At 70.7% G+C, this 26,342-nt stretch carries 28 protein-coding genes and 1 tRNA gene; 22 read left to right on the top strand and 7 right to left on the bottom strand.

The features are described from left to right. The first annotated feature begins 13 nt into the window (after positions 1 to 13). Positions 14 to 352 carry a peptidyl-tRNA hydrolase Pth2 gene (gene pth2, locus G9C83_RS03310; protein ID WP_167244683.1) on the top strand — a complete coding sequence of 113 codons (339 nt, stop codon included), beginning with the start codon at positions 14 to 16 and terminating at the stop codon, positions 350 to 352. A gap of 269 nt (positions 353 to 621) precedes the next feature. After that, positions 622 to 1,329: a ferritin-like domain-containing protein gene (locus G9C83_RS03305; protein ID WP_167244682.1), complete on the top strand. Its 708-nt coding sequence runs from the start codon at positions 622 to 624 to the stop codon at positions 1,327 to 1,329. Positions 1,330 to 1,396: 67 nt separating this feature from the next. On the opposite strand, the gene G9C83_RS03300 is transcribed toward G9C83_RS03305, so the two are convergent. Then, positions 1,397 to 2,827 (bottom strand): carotenoid oxygenase family protein, encoded by a 1,431-nt coding sequence (locus G9C83_RS03300; protein ID WP_167244681.1) that lies wholly within the window; start codon positions 2,825 to 2,827, stop codon positions 1,397 to 1,399. Positions 2,828 to 2,910: 83 nt separating this feature from the next. Here G9C83_RS03300 and truD point away from each other — a divergent pair, with 83 nt between their 5' ends. The 9 genes from truD (at position 2,911) to G9C83_RS03255 (ending at position 8,229) form a co-directional block, all read left to right on the top strand. Then, a complete protein-coding gene (gene truD / locus G9C83_RS03295) occupies positions 2,911 to 4,335 on the top strand; it encodes a tRNA pseudouridine(13) synthase TruD (RefSeq protein WP_167244680.1) in 1,425 nt (474 codons plus the stop codon). A gap of 210 nt (positions 4,336 to 4,545) precedes the next feature. Then, positions 4,546 to 4,977 (top strand): hypothetical protein, encoded by a 432-nt coding sequence (locus G9C83_RS03290; protein ID WP_167244679.1) that lies wholly within the window; start codon positions 4,546 to 4,548, stop codon positions 4,975 to 4,977. Then, on the top strand, positions 4,977 to 5,903 hold the full coding sequence (locus G9C83_RS03285; protein WP_167244678.1) for an alpha/beta hydrolase: 927 nt from the start codon (positions 4,977 to 4,979) through the stop codon (positions 5,901 to 5,903). Before G9C83_RS03290 ends, G9C83_RS03285 begins: the two co-directional genes overlap by 1 nt. A gap of 76 nt (positions 5,904 to 5,979) precedes the next feature. Continuing rightward, a complete protein-coding gene (locus G9C83_RS03280) occupies positions 5,980 to 6,702 on the top strand; it encodes a DUF2103 domain-containing protein (protein ID WP_167244677.1) in 723 nt (240 codons plus the stop codon). Between the two features lie 89 nt (positions 6,703 to 6,791). Then, positions 6,792 to 7,106 carry a 50S ribosomal protein L37ae gene (locus G9C83_RS03275; RefSeq protein WP_167244676.1) on the top strand — a complete coding sequence of 105 codons (315 nt, stop codon included), beginning with the start codon at positions 6,792 to 6,794 and terminating at the stop codon, positions 7,104 to 7,106. Then, complete coding sequence (locus G9C83_RS03270; protein ID WP_059055686.1) at positions 7,106 to 7,240, top strand: DNA-directed RNA polymerase subunit P; 135 nt, start codon at positions 7,106 to 7,108, stop codon at positions 7,238 to 7,240. The genes G9C83_RS03275 and G9C83_RS03270 overlap by 1 nt, the downstream gene beginning before the upstream one ends. Before the next feature lie 6 nt (positions 7,241 to 7,246). Then, positions 7,247 to 7,504: a KEOPS complex subunit Pcc1 gene (locus G9C83_RS03265; protein ID WP_167244675.1), complete on the top strand. Its 258-nt coding sequence runs from the start codon at positions 7,247 to 7,249 to the stop codon at positions 7,502 to 7,504. 86 nt (positions 7,505 to 7,590) lie between these two features. Then, positions 7,591 to 7,971 (top strand): prefoldin subunit beta, encoded by a 381-nt coding sequence (locus tag G9C83_RS03260; RefSeq protein WP_167244674.1) that lies wholly within the window; start codon positions 7,591 to 7,593, stop codon positions 7,969 to 7,971. A gap of 3 nt (positions 7,972 to 7,974) precedes the next feature. Continuing rightward, on the top strand, positions 7,975 to 8,229 hold the full coding sequence (locus G9C83_RS03255) for a DUF3194 domain-containing protein (protein WP_167244673.1): 255 nt from the start codon (positions 7,975 to 7,977) through the stop codon (positions 8,227 to 8,229). A gap of 114 nt (positions 8,230 to 8,343) precedes the next feature. Here the strand turns inward: G9C83_RS03255 and G9C83_RS03250 are convergent, their stop codons facing one another. From G9C83_RS03250 to G9C83_RS03240, 3 genes are all read right to left on the bottom strand, one after another. Continuing rightward, on the bottom strand, positions 8,344 to 9,456 hold the full coding sequence (locus G9C83_RS03250; RefSeq protein ID WP_167244672.1) for an alpha/beta hydrolase fold domain-containing protein: 1,113 nt from the start codon (positions 9,454 to 9,456) through the stop codon (positions 8,344 to 8,346). A gap of 131 nt (positions 9,457 to 9,587) precedes the next feature. Continuing rightward, on the bottom strand, positions 9,588 to 11,453 hold the full coding sequence (locus tag G9C83_RS03245; protein WP_167244671.1) for a DUF2070 family protein: 1,866 nt from the start codon (positions 11,451 to 11,453) through the stop codon (positions 9,588 to 9,590). 4 nt (positions 11,454 to 11,457) lie between these two features. Beyond that, entirely contained in the window at positions 11,458 to 12,009 is a 552-nt protein-coding gene (locus G9C83_RS03240) for a GMP synthase subunit A (protein WP_167244670.1), read from the bottom strand. 269 nt (positions 12,010 to 12,278) lie between these two features. On the opposite strand from G9C83_RS03240, the gene G9C83_RS03235 reads away from it, so the two are divergent. Both G9C83_RS03235 and G9C83_RS03230 read left to right on the top strand, forming a co-directional pair. Then, on the top strand, positions 12,279 to 14,339 hold the full coding sequence (locus G9C83_RS03235; RefSeq protein ID WP_167244669.1) for a hydantoinase/oxoprolinase family protein: 2,061 nt from the start codon (positions 12,279 to 12,281) through the stop codon (positions 14,337 to 14,339). Then, on the top strand, positions 14,339 to 16,051 hold the full coding sequence (locus tag G9C83_RS03230; protein ID WP_208288411.1) for a hydantoinase B/oxoprolinase family protein: 1,713 nt from the start codon (positions 14,339 to 14,341) through the stop codon (positions 16,049 to 16,051). Before G9C83_RS03235 ends, G9C83_RS03230 begins: the two co-directional genes overlap by 1 nt. Positions 16,052 to 16,095: 44 nt before the next feature. Here G9C83_RS03230 and G9C83_RS03225 read toward each other — a convergent pair whose 3' ends face one another. After that, the gene (locus G9C83_RS03225; RefSeq protein WP_167244667.1) at positions 16,096 to 16,608 is read right to left on the bottom strand and encodes a hypothetical protein; all 513 of its coding nucleotides are present in this window, start codon (positions 16,606 to 16,608) and stop codon (positions 16,096 to 16,098) included. Between the two features lie 59 nt (positions 16,609 to 16,667). On the opposite strand from G9C83_RS03225, the gene G9C83_RS03220 reads away from it, so the two are divergent. Both G9C83_RS03220 and G9C83_RS03215 read left to right on the top strand, forming a co-directional pair. Beyond that, positions 16,668 to 17,015, top strand: coding sequence for a DUF192 domain-containing protein (locus G9C83_RS03220; protein WP_167244666.1), 348 nt, complete (start codon positions 16,668 to 16,670; stop codon positions 17,013 to 17,015). 111 nt (positions 17,016 to 17,126) lie between these two features. Continuing rightward, positions 17,127 to 18,662 carry a 2-isopropylmalate synthase gene (locus G9C83_RS03215; RefSeq protein WP_167245674.1) on the top strand — a complete coding sequence of 512 codons (1,536 nt, stop codon included), beginning with the start codon at positions 17,127 to 17,129 and terminating at the stop codon, positions 18,660 to 18,662. A 289-nt stretch (positions 18,663 to 18,951) separates the two neighbouring features. On the opposite strand, the gene G9C83_RS03210 is transcribed toward G9C83_RS03215, so the two are convergent. Together G9C83_RS03210 and G9C83_RS03205 are read right to left on the bottom strand one after the other, a co-directional pair. Continuing rightward, a tRNA-Ser gene (locus G9C83_RS03210) sits at positions 18,952 to 19,036 on the bottom strand. A 73-nt stretch (positions 19,037 to 19,109) separates the two neighbouring features. Further along, a complete protein-coding gene (locus G9C83_RS03205; RefSeq protein ID WP_167244665.1) occupies positions 19,110 to 19,472 on the bottom strand; it encodes a hypothetical protein in 363 nt (120 codons plus the stop codon). Between the two features lie 116 nt (positions 19,473 to 19,588). Between G9C83_RS03205 and G9C83_RS03200 the strand changes: the two genes are divergently transcribed. From G9C83_RS03200 to G9C83_RS03170, 7 genes are read left to right on the top strand one after another with little or no spacing between them, the layout of a single operon-like run. After that, positions 19,589 to 21,730 (top strand): type II/IV secretion system ATPase subunit, encoded by a 2,142-nt coding sequence (locus tag G9C83_RS03200; RefSeq protein ID WP_167244664.1) that lies wholly within the window; start codon positions 19,589 to 19,591, stop codon positions 21,728 to 21,730. A gap of 19 nt (positions 21,731 to 21,749) precedes the next feature. After that, positions 21,750 to 23,594 carry a type II secretion system F family protein gene (locus G9C83_RS03195; protein WP_167244663.1) on the top strand — a complete coding sequence of 615 codons (1,845 nt, stop codon included), beginning with the start codon at positions 21,750 to 21,752 and terminating at the stop codon, positions 23,592 to 23,594. After that, positions 23,591 to 24,295: a type IV pilin gene (locus tag G9C83_RS03190; protein WP_167244662.1), complete on the top strand. Its 705-nt coding sequence runs from the start codon at positions 23,591 to 23,593 to the stop codon at positions 24,293 to 24,295. The genes G9C83_RS03195 and G9C83_RS03190 overlap by 4 nt, the downstream gene beginning before the upstream one ends. Beyond that, positions 24,292 to 24,762, top strand: a complete 471-nt coding sequence (locus tag G9C83_RS03185) for a hypothetical protein (RefSeq protein ID WP_167244661.1) — start codon at positions 24,292 to 24,294, stop codon at positions 24,760 to 24,762. Before G9C83_RS03190 ends, G9C83_RS03185 begins: the two co-directional genes overlap by 4 nt. Continuing rightward, positions 24,759 to 25,421: a hypothetical protein gene (locus G9C83_RS03180; protein WP_167244660.1), complete on the top strand. Its 663-nt coding sequence runs from the start codon at positions 24,759 to 24,761 to the stop codon at positions 25,419 to 25,421. Before G9C83_RS03185 ends, G9C83_RS03180 begins: the two co-directional genes overlap by 4 nt. Then, positions 25,414 to 25,833, top strand: a complete 420-nt coding sequence (locus G9C83_RS03175) for a hypothetical protein (protein WP_167244659.1) — start codon at positions 25,414 to 25,416, stop codon at positions 25,831 to 25,833. Before G9C83_RS03180 ends, G9C83_RS03175 begins: the two co-directional genes overlap by 8 nt. Continuing rightward, complete coding sequence (locus G9C83_RS03170; RefSeq protein WP_167244658.1) at positions 25,830 to 26,327, top strand: hypothetical protein; 498 nt, start codon at positions 25,830 to 25,832, stop codon at positions 26,325 to 26,327. The genes G9C83_RS03175 and G9C83_RS03170 overlap by 4 nt, the downstream gene beginning before the upstream one ends. Positions 26,328 to 26,342 lie beyond the last annotated feature (15 nt).

The raw sequence follows: 26,342 nt of genomic DNA, 5'->3' as shown, positions 1-26,342 counted from the left end.
CCTCCGGCCGGACATGAAACAGGTCATCGCCGCCCGGACGGACATCGGGATGGGGCAGGGAAAGCTCGCCGCGCAGGTCGCCCACGCCTCCCTGAAGGCCTACGAGTACGCCGACGAGCAGGCCCAGCGCCAGTGGAAACAGCAGGGCCAGGCGAAGGTCGTGGTGAAGGCCGGCAGCGAGCGCGAGCTCTACCAGATATCCGAGGAGGCGAAGGCGAAGGGGCTGCCGTCAGCGGTCATCGAGGACGCGGGCCGCACGCAGCTGGAGCCCGGGACGCCGACGGCGGTCGCAGTCGGGCCGGCGGCGGACGCGGACGTGGACGAAATCACGGGCGACCTCTCGCTGTTCTGACCGGCGAACGGCCCGTGTCCCGGGCCGCGAGTCGAAGTTACCCCCTTAATCAGAACCGACACGCTCGGTGAATCCGTCACGGCTGGGGTTCACGTCGCGCCGCTTACGGTGCTCTTTGGCGGCCACGTCCCCCACCAGAAGACAGCCCCGTGACACGTACATAGCGTGATAATACTTCGCGAGTAGACGTGACACACTCCGGCCTACTGCACGCCCCCGAGGATTGTGGACCCATAACAAACTGCGGGCTGACAGTAGTGGTTCCCGCGATGACAGCCGACGAGACCGACGACCCGACGGCGCACCGCTCGGACACCAGCAACTCCCGCAGGGGCTTCCTCGCCGGGACGGGCGCGCTCGGCGCGCTCGCGCTCGGGAGCGCCTTCTCCACGCCGGTGCTCGCGAGCGACGAGCACGGGGACGAGGACGCGAGCGGGGACGACGAGTTCGAGGACGACGTGGCCGTCCTCAACTACGCCCGGACGCTCGAAGCGCTCGAGTACCGGTTCTACGAGGCGGCACTGGACAACATCGACGAGGACGACCTCGCCTGCTACGGGCCGTTCGAGGAGGCCGACGACTCCGTCAGCGACCACGTCTACGAGGCGCTGGAGGTCGTCAGAGACCACGAGGAGACGCACTTCGAGACGCTCGGCGCGGTCGTCGAGGACCTGGGCGGCGAGCCCGTCGAGGAGCCGGAGTTCGACTTCGGATCCGCCGTCGAGGAGCCCGACGAGTTCGTCGCGACCGCGGTCGTCCTGGAGGACACGGGCGTCGGCGCGTACGCCGGCGCCGCCCCCTCCATCGAGAACGAGGACGTGGTGACGTCGGCGCTGAGCATCCACAGCGTCGAGGCCCGGCACGCGTCGTTCCTCCGGGTGCTCGACATGCAGGTACCGTTCCCGAACGCGTTCGACGAGGCGCTGTCCCGCTCGGAGGTCCTGGACCGCGCCTCGCAGTTCATCGTCGAGGAGTGAGCACGCGCGCTGACCGCTCCGAGGCCCATACCCCCTCGTTCTTTCTCACCGCTGTCGCCGACGGCTCTCACGACCTGGAGGAGTCGCTGGGGTAGAACTGCCCGTGGAAGTCGAACGGGAGGACGTCCGGTGCCCACGCTCGCGCCCGCTCCTCGAACGTCGCGGCGTCCAGCACGAGCAGGAACGACCGCTCGCGGTCGGCGTCGAGGACGACCGAGAGCACGACGCCGTCGGCCTCGCCGCCACCAGGCTCGGGGACGAAGACGGGCTCGCCGCAGAACGTCTCCGGCTCCCCCCAGACGCGGGTGTCCCCGGTCCAGCAGTCCACGCCGACGAGGTGGTTCGGTGCGTCTCCGGGGCCACCGGTGCGAGTCGCGTAGACGTGCCGGTAGGGCTTCCCGCGGCGGCGCTCGTCGAACCGCGGGAGCGAGAGCCCGCCGGTCGCGACCGGCTCGTGCGTAGCGCGCCCGCCGTCCAGCGGGACCGAGTACCGCCGCAGATCGCCGTCGATCGTCCGGACGGACCCCGCCCGCAGGTCGTCGAGCGCGAGCGAGTCCACGACGCCGGCGTCCTCGAACGCGACGAGGTCGACGACGAGGCGGTCGCCGCGGCGGAACGCGTTCGCGTGGTGGAACGTGAAGAACGCGGGCGCGGTCGGCGCCGCGACCACGTCCCCGGAGTCGCGGGAGACGACGACGAACCGCGTCGGGCGCTCGGGCCGCCAGTCCAGCGCGTCGAGGAAGGTGTCGTGGCCGCCCGGCCGGAGCAGCCCCCAGAGGTCGATGACCAGCGGGCACGCCGCGACGACGACGTGCTCGGGCGTGAGCGCGAAGCTGTGGACGTAGACCGGTTCGGAGAGCGCGACCCGCGCGACGACCTCTCTGCTGGTACGGCCCTCGGGCAGTCGCGTGAGCACGTACTCGGGGCGGCGGCCGAAGCGCACGGAGAGGTTGAACGTCGCGCCCGTCTCGGGGTCCGTCACCGGATGCGCACACGCCACGTGCGGGTCCAGGTCGTCGTCGAACGCCCACCGGCCCTCGGTCGCCAGCGTCTCCGGGTCGAAGGCGACCTGCGTCGGGACTTCGGTGAGTGCGAGGAAGTCGCCGCCGGCGCGCATCACGTTCACGTTCGCGTTGTCCGTCGACGCCGGGCTCACGGAGTGCTTGAGGCGCGCGAGCAGGCTCCCGCCCGCGCCCGTGCCGAACTGTCCGGCGCCGAGTCGTCCCTCCTCGACGACGGCGCGGAGCTCCTCGGTGCGCAGAAACCGCGTCGTGAGTTCCACGCTCCCGTCGTCGAAGCCGAACCGGCGGAGGAGCGCGAGGCCGTCGAACCAGTGCGCGAACCGTTCTCCGCTTCCCGGTTCGCCCGCCTCGAACTTCCCGGGGCCGTTCCGGACGAGCGCGCCGCTCAGCCACTCCGGGAGGGCGCCCTCCACCGGGAGGTCGACGGCGTCGTGCTCGGTGTCGGCCGAGCGGAAGCCGGCGCGGTAGTCGGCCATCGACTCGTGGTTCGGCGCGTACCGGCAAAGTAGTGAGGGCGAACCGGCCGGGTTAAGCCGCGGGCGCCCGGAGACGGGGACGAATGCGCGAGGCTCACGAACTCGAACGCGCCGTCGGGATGGCGTACTACGCCAGCGACAGCGACGGCACCGGCGGCCGCCTCCGGGAGTCGCCGGCCGACTTCCGCGTCACCGAAATCGAGGAGTTCGACACCCAGCCCGTCGACGCCGACGTCGGCGACTACCCGTGGCTCGTCCTGCGCGCGACGCTGACGTCGTGGGACACCAACGACTTCGCCCGCGAGCTCGCGAACCGCCTCGGGATGAGCCGCGAGCGCGTGACGTGGGCGGGCACGAAGGACCGCCACGCCGTCACCACGCAGCTGTTCGCCGCCCGCGAAGTCGAGCCAGAGGACCTCCCCGAGATTTCGGACGCCGAGGTCGAGGTCGTCGGGCGCGCCGGCCGCGGGCTGGCGTTCGGCGACCTCGCGGGCAACGAGTTCCGCGTCGTCGTCCGGGACCCGGACGCGCCCGAACAGGCCGAGGCCGTCACCGGCGCCCTCGCGGCGTTCGCGGGCGGCGACCCCGGCGTGCCGAACTACTTCGGCCAGCAGCGCTTCGGCAGCAAGCGCCCCGTCACGCACGAGGTCGGGCTCGCCATCCTGCGCGGCGACTGGGAGAGCGCGGCGATGGCGTACCTCGGCAACCCCACGGAGTACGAGCCCGAGGACAGCAGTCGGGCCCGGCGCTTCGTCGAGGACACGCGGGACTGGCAGGCCGCCTTAGCGGAGTTCCCGAGCCGGCTGCGTTACGAGCGCACGATGCTCCACGAGCTCGCCGACGGCGGGGGCTTCCGGGACGCCGTGGAGACGTTCCCGTCGAACCTCCAGCGGCTGTTCGTCCACGCCGCCCAGTCGTACGCGTTCAACCGGATGCTCTCCGAGCGCATGGAGCGCGGGCTGCCGTTCCACGAGCCGGTCGAGGGCGACGTCGTGTGGTTCGCGGAATCGGACGCCCCGGAGGGCGTGGCGCGCCCGGATTCGAGCCGCGAGCAGCGCGTCACCGCCGACCGCGTGGACGTGATGGCGCGGCACTGCGCCCGCGGTCGGGCGTTCGTCACCGCGCCGCTGGTCGGCACCGACACCGAGCTCGCCGAGGGCGAACCGGGAGAAATCGAGCGCTCGGTGCTCGACGACCTCGACCTCGAACCCGCGGACTTCGACCTCCCCGGCGAGTTCGACTCCTCGGGGACTCGGCGCGCAGTCCTGCTCCGTCCCGACCTCGACGTTCGGAAGACGACTACGTCGTCTTCCGCAGTCAGCCGGAAGACAGAGTCTTCCGAGATGACGAGAGACGCCGACGGCGTCTCTCGAACCACCCATCAGAACGCAGAGCGTTCTGAGGACGTCGAGCGCGACCCGCTCGCCTTCGAGTTCTCGCTCCCCTCCGGGAGCTACGCGACGGTCGTCCTCCGCGAGTACCTGAAGACGAGCCCGCTGGACCTCTGAACAGGGCCGAGCGAGCAGCGGTGCCGTCGTTAGGAGTAGATTACGCTCGCAGCTCGTCGAACGCCGACCGTAATCTCGCCGAACGCAGAGTGTTCCTCGTTCCCGCGGCCGCTAACCGCCGCGTAGGCGGCTAATAAATAATTGAGGGGTCGGTGTAGCTCCGGCCGAATGGCGCGGGCGGCGCCTGTCGCCCGCTCCATCTCGCACACTATGGCTGACACAGAACTCGGCTCACACGGCTGGTGGGAGCACTACAAGGAGCTCGTCAACGAGGACGACGAGATGACCGTCCGCGGCCACGACACGTTCGACGAGAACTTCTACGTCGACATCGGCGAGGACCGCTTTCTCGTCCAGATGGACGAGGGCACCGTGGACGACGTCGTCCCCGAACCCGGCATGAACTACGCGTGGTCGTTCGGGGTCGAGGGCGACCGCGAGGCCTGGGAGGAGTTCGTCCAGGAGACGCCGCCCGCGTTCAACCACGAGATCATCGCCTCGCACTACCGCTCCGCCGTGAAAGGCGACGACGGCCACCTCCGGCTCACGGGCGACAACAAGAAGATTTTCCAGAACCTCCGGGCGTTCCAGCGCGCGCTCGACCTGATGCGGAAGACCCACAACAACGGGGGTGACCTCTGATGAGCGAACACAGTCACGGCGACGTCGAGGAGATCACGGGACAGTACGTCCACGTCGAGATCGACGGCGTCGACCACCGCGTCTACTACGAGGCCAACGGCCCCGAGGACGCCCAGCCGATTCTCCTCCAGCACACCGCCGGCTGCAACAACCAGGAGTGGCGCCACCTCCTCGCGGACGAGGAACTCGCCGAGGACTACCGCCTCATCGCGTACGACCTGCCGTTCCACGGGAAGTCCGTCCCGCCGAAGAGCGAGGAGTGGTGGGCCGAGGACTACACGCTGACCGCCGAGCAGTTCACGGACACCATCGTCGGCATCGCGGACGCGCTCGACCTCGACGACCCCATCTTCATGGGGTCGAGCATGGGCGGGAACGTCACGCTCGAACTCGCGGACTGGTACCCCGAGCGGTTCCGCGCGCTCGTCGGCTTAGAGACGGGCGCGCACAGCCCCGGGTTCTACATCGACTGGCTCGACCACGCCCACATCAACACGACGGAGGTCAACGCGTACTCCTGCTGGGGGCTGATGGCCAAGCAGAGCCCCGAGCCCGCGCGCCGCGAGACGATGTACCTCTACGAGCAGGGCGCCACGGGCGTGTTCAAGGGCGACCTCTACTACTACTCCGTCGACCACGACTACCGCGAGAAGCTCGGCGACATCGACGCCACGGAGTGCCCGCTGTACGCCGTCAACGGCGAGTACGACTACCTCACCGACCCCGAGATGGGCGAGGCGGTCGCGGACGGCATCGGCGACGGCGCGGTCGCCGTCGAGATGGCGGACATCGGCCACTTCCCGATGAGCGAGCACCCCGAGCTGTTCAACGCCTACTTCAAGGAGATTCTCGCGGACATCGAGGGCGAGCGCGACGGCTCGCTGCCCGACGTGCTCACCGCCGAGGACGTCGGCGTGGACGTCTGAGGCGCGGCGCTCGCGGCTGCGTCCCGTCCACCACGCGAAACACCGACCTTTTGCGCGCGGCGGGACTTCCCCCGGTATGGACTGCCGGCGGTGCGGGACTCCGCTGCGGAAGCCGGGCGACTACTGCCTGGTCTGCGACACCGCGAACTGCGACGGGGTCGTCGCCGCCTGCGACCGCGACCACGCCACGCTCACGTTCCTCGACGACGAGGACGTCGTCGGCCGCACGGACATCGCGACCGTCCCCGAGGACGGCGGCGAGGCGGGCGTCGTCGAACTCCGGAACTTCGCCGGCCGCATCGCCGACGAGATACGGCGCAAGCGCCCCGAGGACGTCTTCGTCGCGGGCGACCACGACGTCATCTCGGCGGTGCGCACGGACCTCCGCTACGAGGTCTACCGCGTCCCCCGCGAGAATCCCGTGGAAGCGGTCGTCGAGCGCCGCGGCGACCGCTCGCTGGAGGTCGTCGACGAGCCCGCCAGCGAGAAGATCGGCGGCCGCCACTCCACGCTCATCGGCGACCGCGACGGCCGGCAGGCGATTCGGACGGTCGCCGCCCACCCGAACGTCAAGAAGGTCATCCCGGGCCCCATCGACGCCGGCGGCTCCGGCTCCCGGACGGGCGTCCGCGCGAAGGTCACGCGCGCCGACGACAACGGCAACCTCCGGCTGCTCGTCCGGGACGGCTCCAGTGTCCAGGAGAACCGCGTCGTCACCACGGCGATGAACCGCGAGACCGGCGAGCGCGTGCGCGCCGACCTCAACGACGCGCTCACGGACGAGGGACTGCGGGACTGAATCGTCGCGTTCTCAGCGACGCGCTGACGGGGAGAAGACGAGACTGAACCGTAGCGTTCATGTGCGACCCGACGGTAGGTGCGTCCACTATGGCTAAGAAGGGCTCCGCGGGGAGCGCCGGCCGATTCGGCGCGCGCTACGGCCGCGTCTCCCGGCGTCGCGTCTCCGAAATCGAGGACGAGATGAACGACGACCACACCTGTCCGGATTGCGGTTCCGACGCCGTCGCCCGCGAGGGCACTGGCGTCTGGCAGTGCGACAAGTGCGGTCACAAGTACGCGGGCGGCGCGTACAAGCCGCAGACCCCGGGCGGGCGCGCCGTCACGCGCTCGATTCGCGCGGCGCTCGGCGAGGGCGACGCGGACGTCGAAGTCGAGGCCGACGTCGAAGCCGTCGAGGAATAATGGCGTACAAGTGCTCCCGCTGTAAGCGCGACGTCGAACTCGACGAGTACGGCGGGGTCCGGTGTCCGTACTGCGGGCACCGCGTCCTGCTGAAAGAGCGGAGCCGCGACGTCAAGGAAGTCGACGTCCGGTAACGGACGGTGGCCCACGGAACGGACCTGGTTTTCGACTACGGTTCTCCCGCTGTCGCTCGCGTCGTCGAGCGCAGCGTCGCGGTGGAGGCCGGCGACATCGAGGGCGACCGCAGCGAGGCGTCCGTCGAGCGCGACGGCGCGACGGTCACCGTGACGGTCGAGGCCGCGGACCTGACCGCGCTGCGCGCCGGGAACAACACGTGGCTGACGCTGGTCGAGGTCGCCGAGCGCGCGGCAGCGGCTGCGCGGCGCGAGCGGCGCTGAGCTGCGCGAGTCCGGCGTCGTCGCCGTCGGCTGGTCCTCGGGGCGTAATACGGGGGTTTTTCTGTCGGGCGAACCTCCTCGAAGGTATGCAGGGTAATCTGCCGCCGGAAGCACAGGAGAAACTCGAGCAGCTACAGGACCTTCAGGAGAAAGCGCAGACGGTCGCGGCCCAGAAGCAGCAGGCCGAGACACAGCTCTCGGACGCCGAGACCGCCCTCGACGCCCTCGACGACATCGACGAGGACGCGACGATGTACCGCGAGGTCGGCGAGCTCCTCGTGGAGACCGACTACGACGACGCCGCCGACGACCTCGAGGAGAAGGTCGACAACCTCGAAGTCCGCGTCGACACCCTCCAGAAGCAGGAGGAGCGCGTGCAGGAGCAGTTCGAGGAGCTCCAGGAAGAGCTCCAGGACATGCTCGGCGGCGCCGGCGGCGGCGGTCCGATGGGCGGCCCGAGCGCGTAACTGATGGGAACCGCCGAGGAGCCGACCGACGAGGAAGTCGTCGAGGCCGCCGCGGAAGCCGCCGAGGGCCTCGTGTTCTCGCGGCTGGCGACCGGCGACGTCGACGACCTCGACGTCACGGTGACGTTCGAGGACGGCGTACTGGACGTGGACGTCTACGTGCACGCGCCGGACGCCGACGCGGACGTCGAGCAGGTCGCGGAGGACGCCGCGCTCGCGGCGCGCGGTGCGGTCGACGACCTGTTCGACGAAGCGTAGCGGACTTCTCTCCGTTCTTCGCCGACTCCGTAGCGACGGCGCTAGCTGTACGGCTCACCCGTTGTCCGACGAAATCGGCCTCAGCGAGAGCGGGGTTCGGGGACGCGGAGCGCGTCAGTCTCGCAACGTCTTCCGGTAGAACTGTTCCACGTCCTTCATCGAGGCGACCGGCCCGTCTTTCGTTCGTTCGTCCGGGGCGTTTTCGGAGGGGCGACAGTGGACTGTTCGGGTAGTCCCCTCGGCTGGTGGCTTGCTCTCGAGTGCCGAATAGACATCGTTGGTAGAGTGGCCGAGCGAGTCGAGCAGGTAGAGGGAGCTGTCGTGGCAGAGTTCTCGGGCCTTCTCGTACATCAGTTCGCTCTGTCCGTATCCCACGAGCCCGTCGTCTTTCCCGTGGTAGAGCAGGAGCGGCGGGTCGTCTTTGTCGAGGTACGTAATCGGACTGGCGTACTTGCCCGCCTCGGGGTTGTCCTCGATCGTCTCTCCGACCAGTCGCGACTCTGGTGACTGGGGCTGTTCGTACGGGAAGTCGCTCTCCGGGGGCGCAGTTTCGACCATCTTGTGGAGCGCGAACAGGCCGAACCACGACCCCGCCGCCTGCACGTGGCTCGAGTAGTCGGTGTGGGGTCCGTCGCCCTCGAACTCGTCGACTCCGTTGGTGACCCCTGCGAGCGCAGAGAGGTGGCCTCCCGCTGACGACCCGAGCGTCCCGACGTTGTCGCCGTCGAGGTCGTACTCGCTCGCGTGCGCCCGAAGCCAGCGAATCGCCGCGCGGACGTCCCGAATTTGGGCGGGGAAGCGTCCCTCCTGGATGAACCGGTACTCGATGCTGGCCACGGCGAACCCCTGCCGCGCCAGGTGCTCGTACAGGTACGGGTCCGCGTCTTTGGCTCCGAACAGCCACATCCCGCCGTGGATGTACACGAGCACGGGTCTCGGTTTCGGGTTCTTCTCCTGTGGGAGGTACAGGTCGAGCCTGAGTTCGCCGTCCGTGTGACTCCCCTCGCCGACTGCCGGCCGTTCGGCGAAGGTGATATCTCGGTGAACGTCGACGTCCTCCCCGTCGGAGCCGTCTCGGGTCGCGAGAGCAGTGCCGGGCAGAGCCAGAGCCGAGGCGGTGACGCCGAGTCCCCGGAGGAAGGACCGCCTCGATGAGGGTTTTCTCTGTGTTTCGATTTTCGCTTTTTGCCTCATTTCTGAAGCGATATCTTCTGTATCGTCAGCCATTGTTAGACCACGACACTTGTTGACACAACACTATCCTAAATTAGTTATCCAAATATTCTCCCCCAGGCGCTCGAAAATATATCCCGTCCGTCATTATCCGGCACTGTGCCCGGGCCAGCGAGGCGCTGGGGCTACGTCAGGAAGAAGATGAGGACGCTGATGGTGACGGTCGCGAGCACGGCGAGCGCGGCGACCACGCCGCCCATCGCGATGACGGCGTTGGCGTGGCTGGCGAGCGTCTCCGTGCGGTCGTTGCCGAAGACGGTGACTTCGGCGCGCTCGCTGGCCATGCCCGCCTCGACGGGGTCGAGGTCGTCGACGGCTTCCTCGGTGAGCTCGACGACGAGCGCCGCGAGTTCGTCCCAGTCGATGGCCGCGCCGACCTGGTTCGTGGACTCGACGGTGTTGACGATGTGGGTGTCCGTGGTCATGATTTCGGCCTGGTCGACGGCGTCGAGGGCGTCCACGAGCTCCTCGCGGAGCCCGGGCTCCATGTTGTTCCCGTCGACGAGCACGTACGCGGTACGGTCGCCGCCGGCTTCGAGGACAGCGACGCGGACGCCGAGCGGACCGATGCCGTCCTCGGGTCGCCACGGCGTGCGGTCCCACGCGACCCCGAGTTCGAGCGGCCCCTCGTCGGCGTCGTCGAGCCGGCGGGCGGCCTCGCCGGCGCCCCGGATCATGTCGAACGAGCGCTTGCTCCCGGGGTAGACGTGCCCGAGGTCGTCGCCGCCCAGGCCGTTGTTGCAGTTGTGCGCGTCCGCGAGCAGCACGTCGTCCATGCCCTCGACGCGGGCTTCGGCTGTCGCGGCGAGCCCGACGGCGTACTCGACGTCGTCGGCGTAGCCGGGCGAGAACGTGGAGACGAGGAGCGCGTCGTCGCCGAACGCCTGCCCGAGCAGCTTCGCTTCGCCCTCCTCGACGCGGACGCCGGCGCTGGCGCTGTCGCCGTACTCGATGGACTCGAAGGCGTCGTCGGCGGCGTCGATGAGCGTCTCGACCTCGCGCTCGGTGACGAGGTTGAAGTCGTGGCCGGCGGTGGCGTGGGGCGGGAACGCCAGCCCGGTAGCGGATTCGGCGACCCGCTGCGGGAGGTTGCCGCCGCCGATTTCGCCCATCGGTCCGGGGTGGATCATCGGCAGCACGAAGCGGGCCTTCTCTTCGTGGCCGTCGGTGGTCCGGAACGCCAGCACCGTCACGGGGACGACGGCCTCCTCGCCGATCTGCTCGAAGAACCCCTCCAGTTCGCGGGTGCCCTCGGCGATGTGGCCGATGAACCCGCTGATGAAGTCGAGGACGCTGACGTCGAGGCTGCGCTGCCACGGCCGGTCGATGGCGACGACGAACGCGTACGCCGCGACGCCGTACAGCGCGGTGAGGAACGCCAGCAGCACGAAGTCCTGGGGGACGAACGCGTACTGGATCTCCGGCGGCGCCTCGGCCGGCCGGGAGAGGTACGCGCTCGCGATGCTGCCGCCGGTCGTGAGGAGGTTCATCGTGCCGCTGTAGACGAACAGCAGGACCCCTGCGGTGGCAGTCTGGATGCTCGCGGGGACCGCGGCGACCAGCGGCGAGTCCCGGGAGACCGCGAGCACGACGAGGAACCGGATCGCGAACACCAGCCCGAGCGCGGCGACGAGCGCGTCGAAGACGAAGTTCTGGCCGAAGCGGCCGGTGAGCGTGGAGACGACGCCGGCGGCGACGAGCACGACGACGACCACGACCTCGCACGCGAACGCTAGCAGTGACGACCGGCTGTACGTGAGCTGGCCGCCGAAGAAGCGGTCGACGGGCGTGGTCGCGAGGCTCGCGACGACGGTCGGCACGCCGATGAAGAAGACGCCCTGCCAGGCGTCCTCGAGGACGTACTGGCTGTCGAAGGCGGCGACGCCGGCGAGCGCCGCGATGACCAGCGAGAGCGCGACGCTCGTGTACCAGTGCGGCGCCCGGAAGATGAACTTCGAGAGGCTCGCCAGTTCGCCTTGCGTCTCGGTCATCGGCCTACTCGCAGACGTCGACGAAGTTCTCGAACACTGCTTCGCCTTCCTCGGTGTGTGCGACCTCCGGGTGCCACTGGACGCCGTAGAGGTCGCGGTCGGTGTCCGAGATGGCTTCGACGTCGCAGATGTCGCTGGCGGCGGTGCGGGTGAAGCCGTCGGGGACCTCGACGACTTCGTCGGCGTGGCTCGCCCAGACGCGGGTCTCGGGCGCGAGCGACCCGACGAGCGGGTCGTCGTCGTCGAGAATTTCGACGTCGACGTCGGCGTAGCCGCCGTACTCGCCGGACTCGACGCGGCCGCCGAGTTCGGCGGCGATGAGCTGCATGCCGAGGCAGATGCCGAGGACGGGGACGTCGAGGTCGAGGTAGTCCGCGCAGTTCCCAGTGTCGGCCATGTCGGGGCCGCCCGAGAGCACGAGGCCGTCGGCGTCGATGTCCGCCGCCGGCGTCGTGTTGTCGACGGTTTCGGTCTCCACCCCGTCCATGTCCCGGAGCAGCCTGTGCTCCAGGTGGGTGAACTGACCGTGGTTGTCGACGACGAGGATGCGTGTCATTGCAGCGGCGTAGACGACTCGCGACTAAAAACCCACCCGTTCGCGACGCTGGAGACGCACCGACGGCACGCGGTCGTCCTCTCCGCGGCGGAGGTTTTACTTGCTCGGGGTGGTACGGCGTGACAATGAGTACGACCCAGTCGACGAGTTCCGACGAGCGCTCCCGTGGGCCTTCGACGCCCATCCGAGCGTGTGTCTGACTTCCTCATGGACATCAATCAGCCCGACGACGTAGTCACAGCACAGGCTCGACCGCGGAGGGGTATCGCGTGAACCCCGCGGACGGCACGCGCGTCGGCGTCGACGTCGGCGGCACGTTCACGGACATCGTCACCGTCCACGACGGCCGCGTCGACGTCACGAAGACGCCCTCGACCCCGGACGCCCCAGAGACCGGCGTCGTGAACGGCCTGGAGAAGAGCGCCGACGACGCCGGCTTCTCGTTCGGCGACGTCGCGTTCCTCAGCCACGGCACCACCGTCGCGACCAACGCCGTTCTCGAAGGCACGTGGGCGGACACGACACTCGTCACCACCGAAGGGTTCCGCGACGTGCTCGAGATCGCGCGCCAGAACCGCCCCGACATCTACGACTTCGACGCGGAGAAGCCCGCGCCCATCGTGCCGCGGGACCGCCGCTTCGAGGTGCCCGAGCGCCTCGACGAGCGCGGGAACGTCGTCCGCGACCTCGACGAGGACGCGGTCCGCGAGCTCGCCGCCGAGGTCGCCGACAGCGGCGCGGACAGCGTCGCCGTCTCGCTGCTGTTCGCGTTCGAGAACGACGCCCACGAGCGCCGCGTCGCGGAGCTGTTCCGCGAGGAGGGCGTCGACGCCTCCCTCTCCCTGTCCAGCGACGTGCTCCCCGAGATCCGGGAGTACGAGCGCACGCTCACCACGTCGCTGAACGCCTCGCTGAAGCCCGTGATGGACCGCTACATCGGGAACCTCGGCGACCACGTCCGCGAGCGCGGCGTCGGCGCCGAGCTCAAGATCATGCAGTCCAACGGCGGCCTCATCACCGCCGAGGCCGCCCGCGAGCGCCCCGTGAACACGCTGCTGTCGGGGCCCGCCGCGGGCGTACAGGGCGCGACGTTCGTCGCGCAGCGCTGCGGCATCGACGACGTCATCACGATGGACATGGGCGGCACGTCCTGCGACGTCTCGCTCGTGCAGGGTGGCGACCCGCTCGTCTCGACGGACGTCACGGTCGGCGACTACGCCGTCGGCGTCCCGATGATCGACATCCACACCGTCGGCTCCGGCGGCGGCTCCATCGCGTGGGTGGACAAGGGCGGCGCGCTGCGCGTCGGCCCGCGTTCTGCCGGTGCGGACCCCGGCCCCATCTCGTACGGCCGCGGCGGCACCGAGCCGACGACGACGGACGCCCACCTGCTGCTCGGGCGCCTCGACCCCGACCGCTTCCTCTCCGGGGAGTTGGACGTGGCGGTCGGCGACGTCCAGGCGGCGTTCGAGGAGAAACTGGGGGACGAACTCGACATGACCGCCGAGGAGGCCGCGCAGGGCGTCCTCGACGTGGCGAACGCGAACATGCAGCGCGCGCTCCGCGTCGTCTCCGTGGAACGCGGCTACGACCCGCGGGACTTCGCGCTGGTCGCGTTCGGCGGCGCCGGCCCGCTGCACGCCTGCCGGCTCGCCGACGACCTCGACATCCCGAAGGTCGTCGTCCCCCAGACCGCGGGCGTCCTCTCCGCGCTCGGCTTGCTCATCAGCGACGTGCTGTACGACTACAGCGTCTCCCGGGTGCGGCCCATCGAGGAGGTGTCGCCGCGGGCGGTCCGGGACGTGTTCGCGGACCTCCACGACTCGGGTGAACAGCGCCTCGACGACGAGGAGGTCGCACCCGAATCGCGGTACTACGAGCGCACCGCGGACCTCCGGTACGCCGGCCAGTCGTTCGAAATCTCCGTACCAGTCCCGGACGGCGAGGTCGACGAGCGCGCGCTCGAAACGGTCGTGGAGCGCTTCCACGAGCGCCACGAACAGCGCTACGGGCACGCCGACCGCGAGGAGCCCGTCGAACTGGTGACGCTCCGGCTCCGAGCGCGCGGCGGCGTGGACACGCCCGCGCTGGAGCCGCCGGCGAGCGAGGGTAGCGTCGAGGGCGCGATTCGCGAAGAACGGACCGTGACCTACGGCGGCGAGCCCCGCGAGACGCGCATCTACGACCGCGCGGAGCTCCCGGCGGACGCGTCCTTCGACGGCCCCGCGGTCGTCGAGGGCGCCGAGAGCACGGTCGTCGTCCACCCCGGTCAGACCGCGGACGTCGACGAGCACGGGAATGTCGTCGTGGACACGGGGGGTGGTCGGTGATGGTGGACTCCGTCACCCTCGAAGTCATCCGGAACGGCTGCACCGCCATCGCCGAGGAGATGAACGCGAACCTCGTGCGCACGGGCTACTCGCCGAACATCAAGGAGCGCCGCGACTGCTCGTGTGCGCTGTTCGACGCGGGCGGCGAGATGGTCTCCCAGGCGGAGAACATGCCCGTCCACCTCGGCGCGATGCCGTTCTCCGTGAAGGCCGCCGTCGACGCCTTCGAGGGCGACCTCGGGCCCGGCGACGCGGTGCTGCTGAACGACCCGTTCCACGGTGGCGCCCACCTCCCGGACCTGACGCTGGTCTCCCCGGTGTTCGCGGACCCGGAGTCCGAGGACCCGACGCTCGTCGCGTACGCCGCGAACCGCGCGCACCACGCCGACGTCGGCGGCTCCACCGCCGGCTCCGTGGCCGCGGACTCCACGGAAATCTACCAGGAAGGGCTGCGCATCCCGCCCGTGAAGCTGTTCGAGGGCGGCGAGGTCGTCGACGACGTGATGGAGATGATTCTCCTGAACGTGCGCACGCCCGACGAGCGCCGCGGCGACCTGCGCGCCCAGGAGGCCGCCAACGAGACCGCCCGCGAGCGCGTCCACGAACTCGTCGACCGGTACGGCGTCGAGGAGCTCTCCGAGGCCTTCGACGAGGTGCAGGACTACTCCGAGCGCCGGATGCGCGCGGAACTGGAGGAGTTCCCGGACGGCACGTACAGCTTCGAGGACGTCCTCGACGACGACGGCCGCGGGAACACCGACCTGCGCGTGTGCGCCACCGTCACCGTCGACGGCGACAGCGTCCACGTGGACTTCGCGGGCACCGCCGACCAGACGGAGGGCCCGGTGAACGCCGTGCTCGCGGTCACCTCGTCGGCGACGTACTACGCCATCCGCTGCGTGACCGACCCTGACATCCCGCCGAACCACGGCTGCTACCGGCCCATCGACATCGACGCGCCGGAGGGGAGCATCGTCAACCCGGAGCCGCCGGCGGCGGTCGTCGGCGGCAACCTCGAGACCAGCCAGCGGGTCACGGACGTCGTGCTCGGCGCGTTCGGCACGGAAGCCCCCGAGCGCGTAACCGCCGCCGGTCAGGGCACGATGAACAACATCACGTTCGGCGGGACGGACCCGCGGGATGGCAGCCCGTACGCGTTCTACGAGACGCAGGGCGGCGGGTTCGGCGGCCGGCCGAACGGCGACGGCCTCGACGGCGTCCACGTCCACATGTCCAACACGATGAACACGCCCGTCGAAGTGCTGGAGACGGCGTACCCGCTGCGCGTCCGGCAGTACGCCTACCGGCCGGACTCGGGCGGTGCGGGCGAGCACCGCGGCGGCCTCGGGCTGCGCCGCGACATCCAGGTCCGGGACCACGTCGCGCGCTTCAGCCTGCTCGCGGACCGTCAGCAGCACGCGCCCTACGGCATCGCGGGCGGCGAGGAGGGGACTCGCGGCGCGGCGTACGTCTACGACGCCGACGAGTACGGCGACGACGACGCGGGCGAGCGCCTCCCGCAGAAGTCCGTCCACGACCTCGACCCGGGCACGGTCGTGAGCGTGCGGACGCCGGGCGCCGGCGGGTTCGGGAACCCCGCGGACCGCGACGTCGAAGCCATCGTCCGCGACCTCGAACTCGAGAAGGTGACCGAGGCGTACGTCCGCGAGTTCCACGACCAGACTGCGGAGACTCCGGAGAGCGACGGTTGAGACAGCGCTTCCCCGGCGGCTAGAGCGCCGCCGGGTCGAAGCGCTCACTCGTCGAAGCGCTCGGCCGCGGTGTCGAACGCGAGCTCGGAGTGCTCCTCGCTGCGGCGGCCCTCCGCGGTCGCGATGGCCTCCGGGTCGGGGCTGGCGTCGTCGTCGATGCGCGCCCACGAGTCGTGGACCTTCGCGTGACACCACCGGCAGAGGAACACCGTGATCTCGTGGCCGACGTCCTCCTCGTCGTCGTACGCGAGGTGGTGTTCTTCGAGGAGCGGCTGCTCGTCGGCGTGCGCCTGCCGGCGCTCCTCGAGGCCGCAGCGCGCGCACTCGCGGTCGCGCTGGCGGCACCGGTAGTGCGGGCAGTCCGCCCACTCCCAGTCGCCGTCCGCGACCGGACACGCGAAGTCGTCGGCGCGGCGCTCGTCAGCGAACTCCGGGTCGTGGCTGCCGTGCTCGAACGCGTACCGGCACTTCCCGTCGCCCGTCGCGTAGTCGCAGACGCCCGCGTGGTCGTAGGGGTCGTCGACCCCGACGGCGGTCCCGGTAGGGGTCTTCTTCACGCCCCGGCGTAGCGGCCGGACGGGGTAACGCTTTTCGCCGCCCGCCGTCCACTCCGGGTGTGCACCTCCGCCACGAACGCGACGGCGACGCGCGCACGCTCGCCACCGACGTCGACGTCGCCGAGTCGTTCCTCTCGCAGGCCCGCGGGCTGATGTTCCGACGGTCGATTCCCGGCGACTACGCGCTCGTCTTCGACTTCGACGGCGCCGACAGCCGCGACGTCCACATGGTGTTCGTGCCGTTCGCCATCGACGCCCTCTGGATAGAGAACGAGGAAGTCCAGCGCGTCGAACGCCTCTCCGCGTGGACGGGCCGCGGCGAGGCGCGCTGCGACACGCTCGTCGAACTCCCGGCGGGCGCCGCCGACGACATCTCGGTCGGCGACCACGTCTGGCTCGACACCTGACAGGCAACAACTGTCACACCCCACAAGTTCAAACGTGTGCGGCCCGCCAACACACGTACACCATGTCGGACCACACCGGCACGGAGGATAGAGTAAGTCGCCTCACGGCGGCTGGCCGAGAAATTCTCCGGCACTAGTTTCCCTGCCGCTCTCGACGGCGGCGCACACGACGTACAGTTCCTCGACACCACGCTCCGCGACGGCGAACAGGCGCCCGGCGTCTCGCTGACCGCAGACCAGAAGGCGACAGTCGCGCGCAAACTCGACGCCGCCGGCGTCTCCGTCGTCGAAGCCGGCAGCGCGTGCACGAGCGCCGGCGAGCGCGAGACGATTCGCCGCGTCACCGGCCTCGACCTGGACGCCACGGTCACGAGCTTCTGTCGCGGCGTCAAGCGCGACGTCGAACTCGCACTCGACTGCGGCGTCGACGGCGTGAACCTCGTCGTCCCCGCCAGCGACCGGCACGTCGAAGGCAAAGTCGGCACCAGTCGCGAGAGCGTCCTCGACACCACGCGCGAACTCGTCGAGTACGCGACCGACCACGGGCTCTGGGTGGAAGTCATCGGCGAGGACGGCTCCCGCGCCGACGACTCGTTCCTCGACGAGCTCGCGGAGACATCCGCGGACGCCGGCGCGGACCGCTTCTGCGTCGCCGACACCGTCGGCCACGCCAGCCCCGAGCGCGTTTACGACCTCGTCGCGTCGGCGTCCGAGTACGGCCCCGTCAGCGTCCACACCCACGACGACCTCGGGCTCGCCGTCACGAACGCGCTCGCTGGCGTCGCCGCGGGCGCGGACCTCGTCCACGCCACCGTCAACGGCGTCGGCGAGCGCGCCGGCAACGTCGCGCTCGAAGAGGTCGCAGTCGCGCTCTGGCACTGCTACGACCTCGAACCGGTCGACACCGAACAGCTCTACGACCTCGCGTCGACCGTCGCGGAGGCCACGGGCGTCCCGCTCCCGCCCAACAAGGCGGTCTCCGGCGAGAACGCGTTCGCCCACGAGTCCGGCATCCACACCGACGGCACGCTCAAGGACGACCGCATGTACGAGCCCTACCCCCCGGAGGCGGTCGGCCGCGAGCGTCGCCTCGTCCTCGGGAAGCACGCCGGCCGCGCTGGCGTGCGCGCCGCGCTCGCCGAGCACGACGTCGAAGTCACCGACGATGAACTCGCGGACGTCGTCGAGCGCGTGAACGAACTCGGCGAGCGCGGCAAGCGCGTCACGGACGCCGACCTGCTCGCGGTCGCCGACGACGTCCGCGGCGACGGCCGCGACCGCCGCGTCGAAGTACTGGACCTCACCGCCGCGAGCGGCGGCGGCACCCCCACGGCGTCGGTCCGCCTGCGCGTCGACGACGACGAGTACAGCGCCGCCGGCACCGGCAGCGGCCCCGTCGACGCCGCCATGACCGCCGTCCGGGACGCGCTCGGCGACGTCACCTTCCACCTCGAAGAGTACCACGTCGACGCCATCACCGGCGGCACGGACGCCGTCGTCACCGTCCACGTCACCGTCTCGCGCGGCGACCGCACGGTCACCGTCGACGCCAGCGACGCGGACATCACCGCCGCCAGCGTCACCGCCGTCGTCGAAGCGCTCGACCGCCTCCTCCCCGAGCAGGAGGCCGCGACGGCCGCCGACTGACGCGACTCGTTACTGATTTTCGCGGCCGGCCCTATCAGCGAGAACTACCCACACGTGGCGGGACTGAAAGGGGCGGCGCGCTCGGCAGTCGAGACGACGCAAGCACCACAGCGAACGTAGTGAGCGAGGAGCGCAGCGAGTCGCAGACGCCGAGGAGGAGATTTGAACCGGAGCAAGACGGTCGCTCACTGCGTTCGCGCTGCGTCTTGCAGGGTTCAAATCTCCCGCTCGTCCGCGATTCCTGCGCGAGTCGCGGACCCGGAGGTCCGCGACGTTGTGCTCGGAGAAGCGCCGAGGAGGAGATTTGAACTCCTGAGTCCGTGAGGACAGTTGCTCTCGAAGCAACCGCCTTGGCCAGGCTAGGCTACCTCGGCTCGTCCCGAGAAACGCCGTTGTCGGATTTAGGGATTACGATTGGCGGAGGAGTAATCGTGTCAACATGTATCACTAAACGCGGTGGGGCGAAGAAGGCGTATGGAAGTCACTGCTCCGAGTGACGAACACGACGACGAGTGCGGGGACGACGCCGTCGCGGCGGTACGCGACCAGGCCGAGGAGGCCCGCGAATCCGAGGATTCCGAAGGCGGCCGTGGGCGTTGCGAGCAGCGGAACGCACGGCGGGCTCGTACGAAAGGGGCCGTCGCCGTCCACCGGCTCGGGGTTGCCCAGTCCGTCGCCGCCGTCGCCGGACTGGGAGTCGGTGCCGCTGCCGCCGGTCGGTTCCTGAGGGTCCGCGAGCGTCGCGGCGGCCAGCGAAACCGCGAGCACGCAGAGGAGGGCGACCGACGGGGCGCGTCGGTTCCGAACCACGCCGTTGTTTGCGGTGTTGACAGCATAGGTCTCGCGAACGGTTCACTCGGGCCACTCGGCGCAAGTTTACCACTATTTACGAGAGTTTAAATTAAGTAGCGAAGCAGTAGCTCGTAATGTCAGCGCTCGCCGCCCACGCCGTCCCGTCGCCGGTGCCGCCGGACGACCCGGACGCGTGGTACGCACCAGCGGTCCGCAGCCAGTACGAGATCCACCCCGGCGTCGTCGTCACCGTCGTCGAGCGCGACGGCGGGTTCGCGTACGACGCCCGGACGCCGCCGCTCGGCGCCGGCGACGAGACCGCGCTCGACCGCGTCACCGACTACTTCGCGGACGCACAGCTCTCCCGCCCGCGCACCCGCGAGGGGACCCGAGAGCGCGTCGCCGCCGGCCTCGGCGAGAAACACCGCCGCGTGCTCGCCCGACTCACCGACTGCTCGCGGGCCGCCCGCCGGCGCGTCGAGTTCCACGCGCTCTGCGAGCTCCGCGGGCTCGGCGAGCTCACGCCGCTCGCGCTCGACGACGGCGTCGAAGTCGCCGACGCCGCGGCCGACTCGCTGGTCGTCCACACCAGCGAGTACGCGCCCGCGAGCACCGACCTCCCGGCGAGCCCGCCGCACCTCGACCGCTTCCTCTCCGAGCGCCTCGCCCGCTACACCGTCCCGTTCCGCGGATTCGACGTGCCCGTCGTCGTCTACCGCGAGCACGTCCTCGGCCGGGACGCCTTCGACACCAAGTACGCGGTCCGCGAGCCCGACCGCCTCCCCGGCGACGACGACCTCATCGACGAGTGCAAGTCCCGCATCTGGGAGGCTAACGTCGAGGGCCTGCTCGGCGACGAGGACGGCCGCGCGGAGTTCGTCGCCGACCGCGCCCGCACATTCCTCACGCGCCGGCTCACCGTCCGCAACACGCGAGCGTGGCTCGACGCCACCAGACACCGCCTGCGCGCCGCGCTCGCCGAGTACGGGCTCGCGGTGCCGCCCGTCGGTCGCCGGTTCAGCGACGACCGCCTCGACGACCTCACGTACTACGTGCTCCGGGACTTCGTCGGCGACGGCGAACTCACCGTCCCCGTCCGCGACGACCGCCTCGAAGACGTCGAGGCCAACGCCGTCGGCGAGCGCGTGAAAGTCGTCCCCCGCGGCCGGCTCAGCGCGTCCGCCGAACGGCTGCCGACGAACCTCTCGCTGGACGACGAGCAGCGCTTCGTCAACCTCGTCACCCAGCTCGCCGCCCGCGACGGCGTCGAGCTGAACGCCTCGAATCCCTCCGCGAAAGTGAACCTCGAACCCGCGGAAGTCGAAGCGGACGTCACGATTCGCTGCGCGGTCGCGCTCCCCGTCATCAGCGAGGACGGCCCGCACGTCTCCATCCGGAAGCAGGCCGCCGAGGCGCTGACGCCCGTCGACCTGCTCCAGCAGGACACCGTCTCCGTCGACGTCGTCGCGCTGCTGTGGATGGTCTACGAGCACCACGGCGTCGTCCTGTTCTCCGGCCCCACGGGCGTCGGGAAGACGACGCTGATGAACGCCCACATGCCGTTCGTCCCGTTCGACGACCGCCCCATCAGCATCGACGAGGGGTCCCGGGAGGTCCGACTCCCCCACGAGACCGGCGTCTCGCTGACGACGCGCGACCACGAGCGCGAGTTCAAGCGGGTCTCCATGGCGGACCTGATGACCGAGACGAACTACCTGAACCCCGACGTAGAGGTCATCGCGGAGATCAACACCGAGGAGAGCTTCGAGAGCTTCGCGAACGTCCTGAATACCGGGCACGGCGTCGTCGGCACCACGCACGCCGAGGGCGTCGAGACGCTCGTCAACCGCGCCATCGAGCAGGGCGTGCCCGCGTACCTCCTCCGCGAGGTCGACCTCGTCGTCTTCCCGCGGCACGTCGACGGCGAGCGCTACGTCGGCGAGATCGTGGAGCTCGTCGGCGAGCCCGGCAGCGACACCGAAACCGTCGAGAAGGACGGCAGCGAAGTCCACTACCGCCGGATACTGGAGCGGGTTCCCGACGGCGGCTTCGACTTCGCCGGCGCGGACGACGTGCGCTTCCTCGACCAGCTCGCCGAGCGCACGGACCGCCCGGTCGAGGACGTCCGCGACGAGTTCGCGAAGAAGCGGCGGTACGTCGAGTACCTCGACCGCGAGGACGTCTCGGAGTTCGACGAGCTGTTCGGGCTGCTGTCGGACCTCCGGACGGACGAGACCGCGACCGTCGAACGCCTCCAGCGGAGGGCCAGCGAGTGATGCGGCCGGAGGACGAGCCGTGAGCGCGACGCTTGGCGTCCTTGACCGCGCGCTGTACGCGCTGTTCGCGCGCAAAGCCGACCGCTCGCGCCACGACGCCGACCGGAAGCGCTACCGCGCGAGCCGGCTGACCGTGAGCTTCGACGTCTTCCTCGCGCGCGTCTACGGCGCGTCCTGGCTGGCGTTCGCGGCCGGCGGCGCGCTCGCTGCGACGGCCGTCGCGCTCCTATTCCCGCCAGAATCGCTCGGCCCCGTCGTCGAACCGTCACCGTTCACGCCGTCGCTCACCGCCGCGGTCGTCGTCGGGCTGCCGACGGGCGTCGTCGCGAAACACGCTACCGTACGGCTCGGCGGCCACTACCTCGGGTGGCGCGCCCGCAGCCGCCGCTCGGACATCGCGGGCACGCTCCCCGGCGCCGTCCGCTACCTCTCCGTGCTCGCCTCCGGCACTACGGACGAGCGCGAACTGCTCTCGCGGGTCGCCGACCGGCCGGCCGCGTACGGCGAGACCGCGGCCGCGTTCCAGGACGTCCTCAACACCGCCGAACTCACGGGGAGCGTCGACCGCGGACTGCGCGTCGTCGCCCGCGACACGCCGAGCCGGGAGCTACTCGCACCGTTCCTCCTGAAGCTCCGCGAGCACGCCGCCCAGGGCCCGGACGCGGTCGCGCAGTACCTCGAACTCGAATCGCGGATGCTCGCGAACAGCCGCGAACGCACCCGCGAGCGCGCCGCCGGCTTCCTCGAGCTCGTCGCCGAGCTGTTCATCGTGTTGCTCGTGCTCCCCGCGCTCCTGGTCATCGTCGCTACCGTCCTGAGCGTGCTCGCGCCCGGACTCGGACGGACCGTCGCGACGCCGGTCGGGACCGCGACCGTTCGCGAGCTGCTCGTGTACGGCAGCGGCGGGTTCGTGCTCGTCGTCGGCGCGCTCGCCGCCTACATCGTGGAGTCGATGCGGCCGCGCGGGTTCGCTTGGAGCGGCCACCGGCGCTCGTCGGGGCTCGGCGTGCTCGCGAACGCCACACGGAACCCCGCCGACGCCGCCGTCGTCCTCGCCCTGCCCGCGCTCGCGGTCGGCGCCGCGCTCTGGGAGGGCGGATTCCGGCCGGCGAACGTCGCCCTGCTGGCGTACGTCGCGTTCACCGTTCCGGTCGGTCTCGTGGCGGCCCGGCGTGCACGCATCGACGACGCGAAAGACCGCGAGATCCAGGACTTCGTCCACGCCGTCTCCGGGCACGTCAGCCTCGGGCGGCCGTTCGGGGAGGCCGTCGAGCGCGTCGCCCGCGACGTCGACGCCGGCCCGCTGAACCCGGACGTCCGGGACCTCGCGTTCAACCTCGGCGTCGCCACGCGCGGCGAGGACGTGCGCGCGGCCGCCCTCGACCGGTTCGTCGAGCGCGTCGACACCCAGCTCGCCGCCCAGACCGTCGGGCTCGTCTCCGGTGCGCTCGACGCTGGCAGCGACGCCGACGCCGCCTTCGAGGCGCTGCAGGCGGAAGTCGGGCGGCTCTACCACGAGAAGCGCGCGCTGCGCTCGCGGCTGCTCGTCTACGTCGCGGTCGGGTGGACGACCGCCGTCCTCGTCGTCGGCATCACGGTCGCCGTGAACCTCTCGGTCCTCGACAGCTTCGCGCAGCTGTCGTCGGTGTCGAACGCCGCCAGCGCCGGCGGGCTCGCCATCGACCCGGACGCGGTCGACCTCGAACGCGACCGCTACCGGTTCTACCTCGTGACGCAGGCGACGATGCTCTCCTGCGGGTGGTTCGCGGGCGCCGCGAGCCGCGGCCGGTACGACGCGCTCCTGCACTCGGGGCTCCTGGTGGCGTTCGCGTATGCCGTCTTCGCGGGGGTGGGGATGCTGTGAGCGGTCGCGCGCAGTCGAACGTCGTCGGCGTCGCCGTCCTGCTCGGGGTGACCGTGGTCGCGCTCGGCCTGTTGACCGCCGGCGTCGGCAACGTCGTCGACCAGCACGCCGCCGCCAGCGACGCCCAGCGGGTCGCCGGCGACCTCGACGAGGCGCTCCAGCCCGTCGAGACAACGGGCGTGCGCCGCGGCACCGTCTCGTTCACGAGCGGCAGCCTGGAGACGCTGGACCGCGAGGTTCGCGTGCTCGACAGCGGCGGCGTCGTCGCGACCGTCGACGCGAACGCGCTCCGGTTCTCCGCCGGCGATCGCGGCGCCACCTATCTCGCCGGGTCCGTGCTCGCGCACGGCGCCGGCTGGTCGCGCACGCGGACGCCGGTGTCCGTGACCGCCGACCCGGACGTGCTCGTCGTGAGCGTGCCAGCACTGGAGGGCGACGTATCACGGACAGCGACCGGCGGCGTGACGTACACGCTGCGGTCGAACGTCTCCCACGACCGCCGGGACCTCGGGCGCGGCGGCTACCGCGTCGCCGTCGAGACGGCGCACACCGACGCCGTCCGCGAGCAGTTCGAGCAGCTGAACGCCACCGTCAGCCAGCGGGACGTCGACGGCGACGGCACGCCGAGCGTGATAGCCGACTTCCCGGGGTCGCGGACCGCGTACGTCGTCGTCCACGAGACGGGGGTGACGGTGACGTGAGCGACAGCCGCGCCGCCGCGCCCGCGGTCGGGAAGGCGCTGGAAGCCGGCATCGTCGTGCTGTTCGTCGCGCTCCTGACGACGACGCTGTACGGCGGCGTCGTCCCGAACGCGCGCACCGCGGCGGCCGACGAGGTCGGCGAGCGCACGCTCCAGCACGCGGCCGCGAACGTCGAAGCTGCCGTGCCCGTACGGGCGAGCGCGGGAGCCGACGCGGGTGACGTCGTCGCGGAGCGCCGCGTCAGCCTCCCGGCGACGATTCGCGGCAGCGACTATCGGGTCACCGCCGACGGCGAGCGACTCGTGCTCGTTCACGGGCACGGGGACGTCGGCGGCGAGACGCCGCTCGTGCTCCCCGAGAGCGTGCGAGACGTCCGGGGGAACTGGACCGACAGCGACGCGCTCGTCCGCGTGCGAACGCACTCCGAGGGCGGGTACGTCGTCGAGCTCGCGGGGGCAGAGTCGTGACGCGTGCGCAGGCGAACCTGCCGGCGCTCGCGATAGCGCTGCTGCTCGTCGTCACGAGCGTCGGCGCCGCGATCGGACTCGCGGGGAGCGCGTTCGCGGGCGCGAACACCGACTCCGAGGACGGCCGGCTCGCGGGTAGCGTGTCCGAGCGCCTCGTCGCCGCGGACGGCCCGCTGGCGGTGCGCGCGAACGTGCTCTCGCGGGCGGCCGTCGAGACCGCGAGCGCGCGGCTCGGCGACGACTGGCTCCCCGGTGACGCCGCCGTCCGCGTCACGCTCGACGGCGAGTCGGTCGTGGAACGCGGCGACCCCACCGGCGGCGCGACGATGCGTCGCGTCGTGCTCGTCGCAGACGTCGACCGGCGCGAGCTCTCGCCGAGGTTCGAGAGCGGCACCACGGTGACGCTGCCGCGACGCACCGCGAACGCGACGCTGACGTTCGGCGACGGCGCGGACGTGACGACCGTGCGCGCGAACGACCGCGTCGTCCTCCGCGACGAGAGAGGTCTCGACGGCTCGTACGACGTCGAACTCGCCCGGTACGACACGGTCTCGCTGGCCTTCGAGGGCGACGGCGAGCTCGCGCCGGGTGGCGTGACGATTACGTATCGCGCGGAGACGACGACGAAGGCAGTTCTGGGGGTGACCGTCGATGCGTGACCGGAGGAATCGCGGTCAGCTCTCGCTGTCGGTCGTCGAGGCGGGCGTCGGTGTGCTGTTCGTGGCCGCCGTCGCGAGCGCGTTCGCGTTCGGCACGCCCGCGGGCGGCGTCAGTGAGCAGGCACAGCTCGACGCGTACGCGCAGGACGCCGCGACCGTGCTGGCGAACGAGCCGCCCCAGCACGGCGACACCACCCGGCTGTCGGAGGTCGCGGCCTCCGAGGAGACGTTCGAGCGGGAGCGGGCCTCCCTGGAGCGGCGGGTCGACCGCATTCTCCCGGACAACCTGCTGTTCCGGGTGCGGACGCCCCACGGCGCCGTCGGACACGTCCGGCCGTCGAACGCGGCGGTGGGTGTCGCACGCGTCCCGACCGGGAACGGCCGCGTCACAGTGTGGGTGTGGTACGCGTGAGCGAGCGCGGTCAACTCGTGCTCGTCGCGGCCGCCGTCGCCGCGCTGGCGCTCGTCCCGGTCGCCGCGGCGTACCTCCAGTTCGGCTACGCGCCCGCGGTCGCGGATGTGGACGAAAGCCACGGCGAGCACGTTACGCGTGCTCTCGACCGAATCGCGGACGACGCCGCGGAGACGGCGACCGGGACCGCGTGGGCGGACCGAGAGGCCGCTGTCGATCGCGTCGAGGACTCGCTGGCGCCGCGGCTCGGCACGGTCGAGCGGAGTAGACTCGGCGACGGCGTCGTCGTGAGCGTATCGTACGACGGTGCGCTCGCGGAGCGCGTCGACTGTCCCGGTGGAGAGGGTCGGTCGTTCGGCTCGTGTGAAGCGCACGGTGGCGTCGTCGTACAGGAGCGCGCTGGGGAGACGGTGGTCGTCGCCGTCGCGTTCGACGTCCGCGTCACCACACCCGAGGGGACGACGCGGTTGGGGCACGTCGCTCGGCCGCACTGACAGGACCCCGCGGTT

It is taken from the genome of Halobacterium sp. R2-5, from assembly GCF_011734195.1.
Lineage (GTDB): Archaea > Halobacteriota > Halobacteria > Halobacteriales > Halobacteriaceae > Halobacterium.
This window is presented reverse-complemented; position numbering and strand designations above follow the sequence as displayed.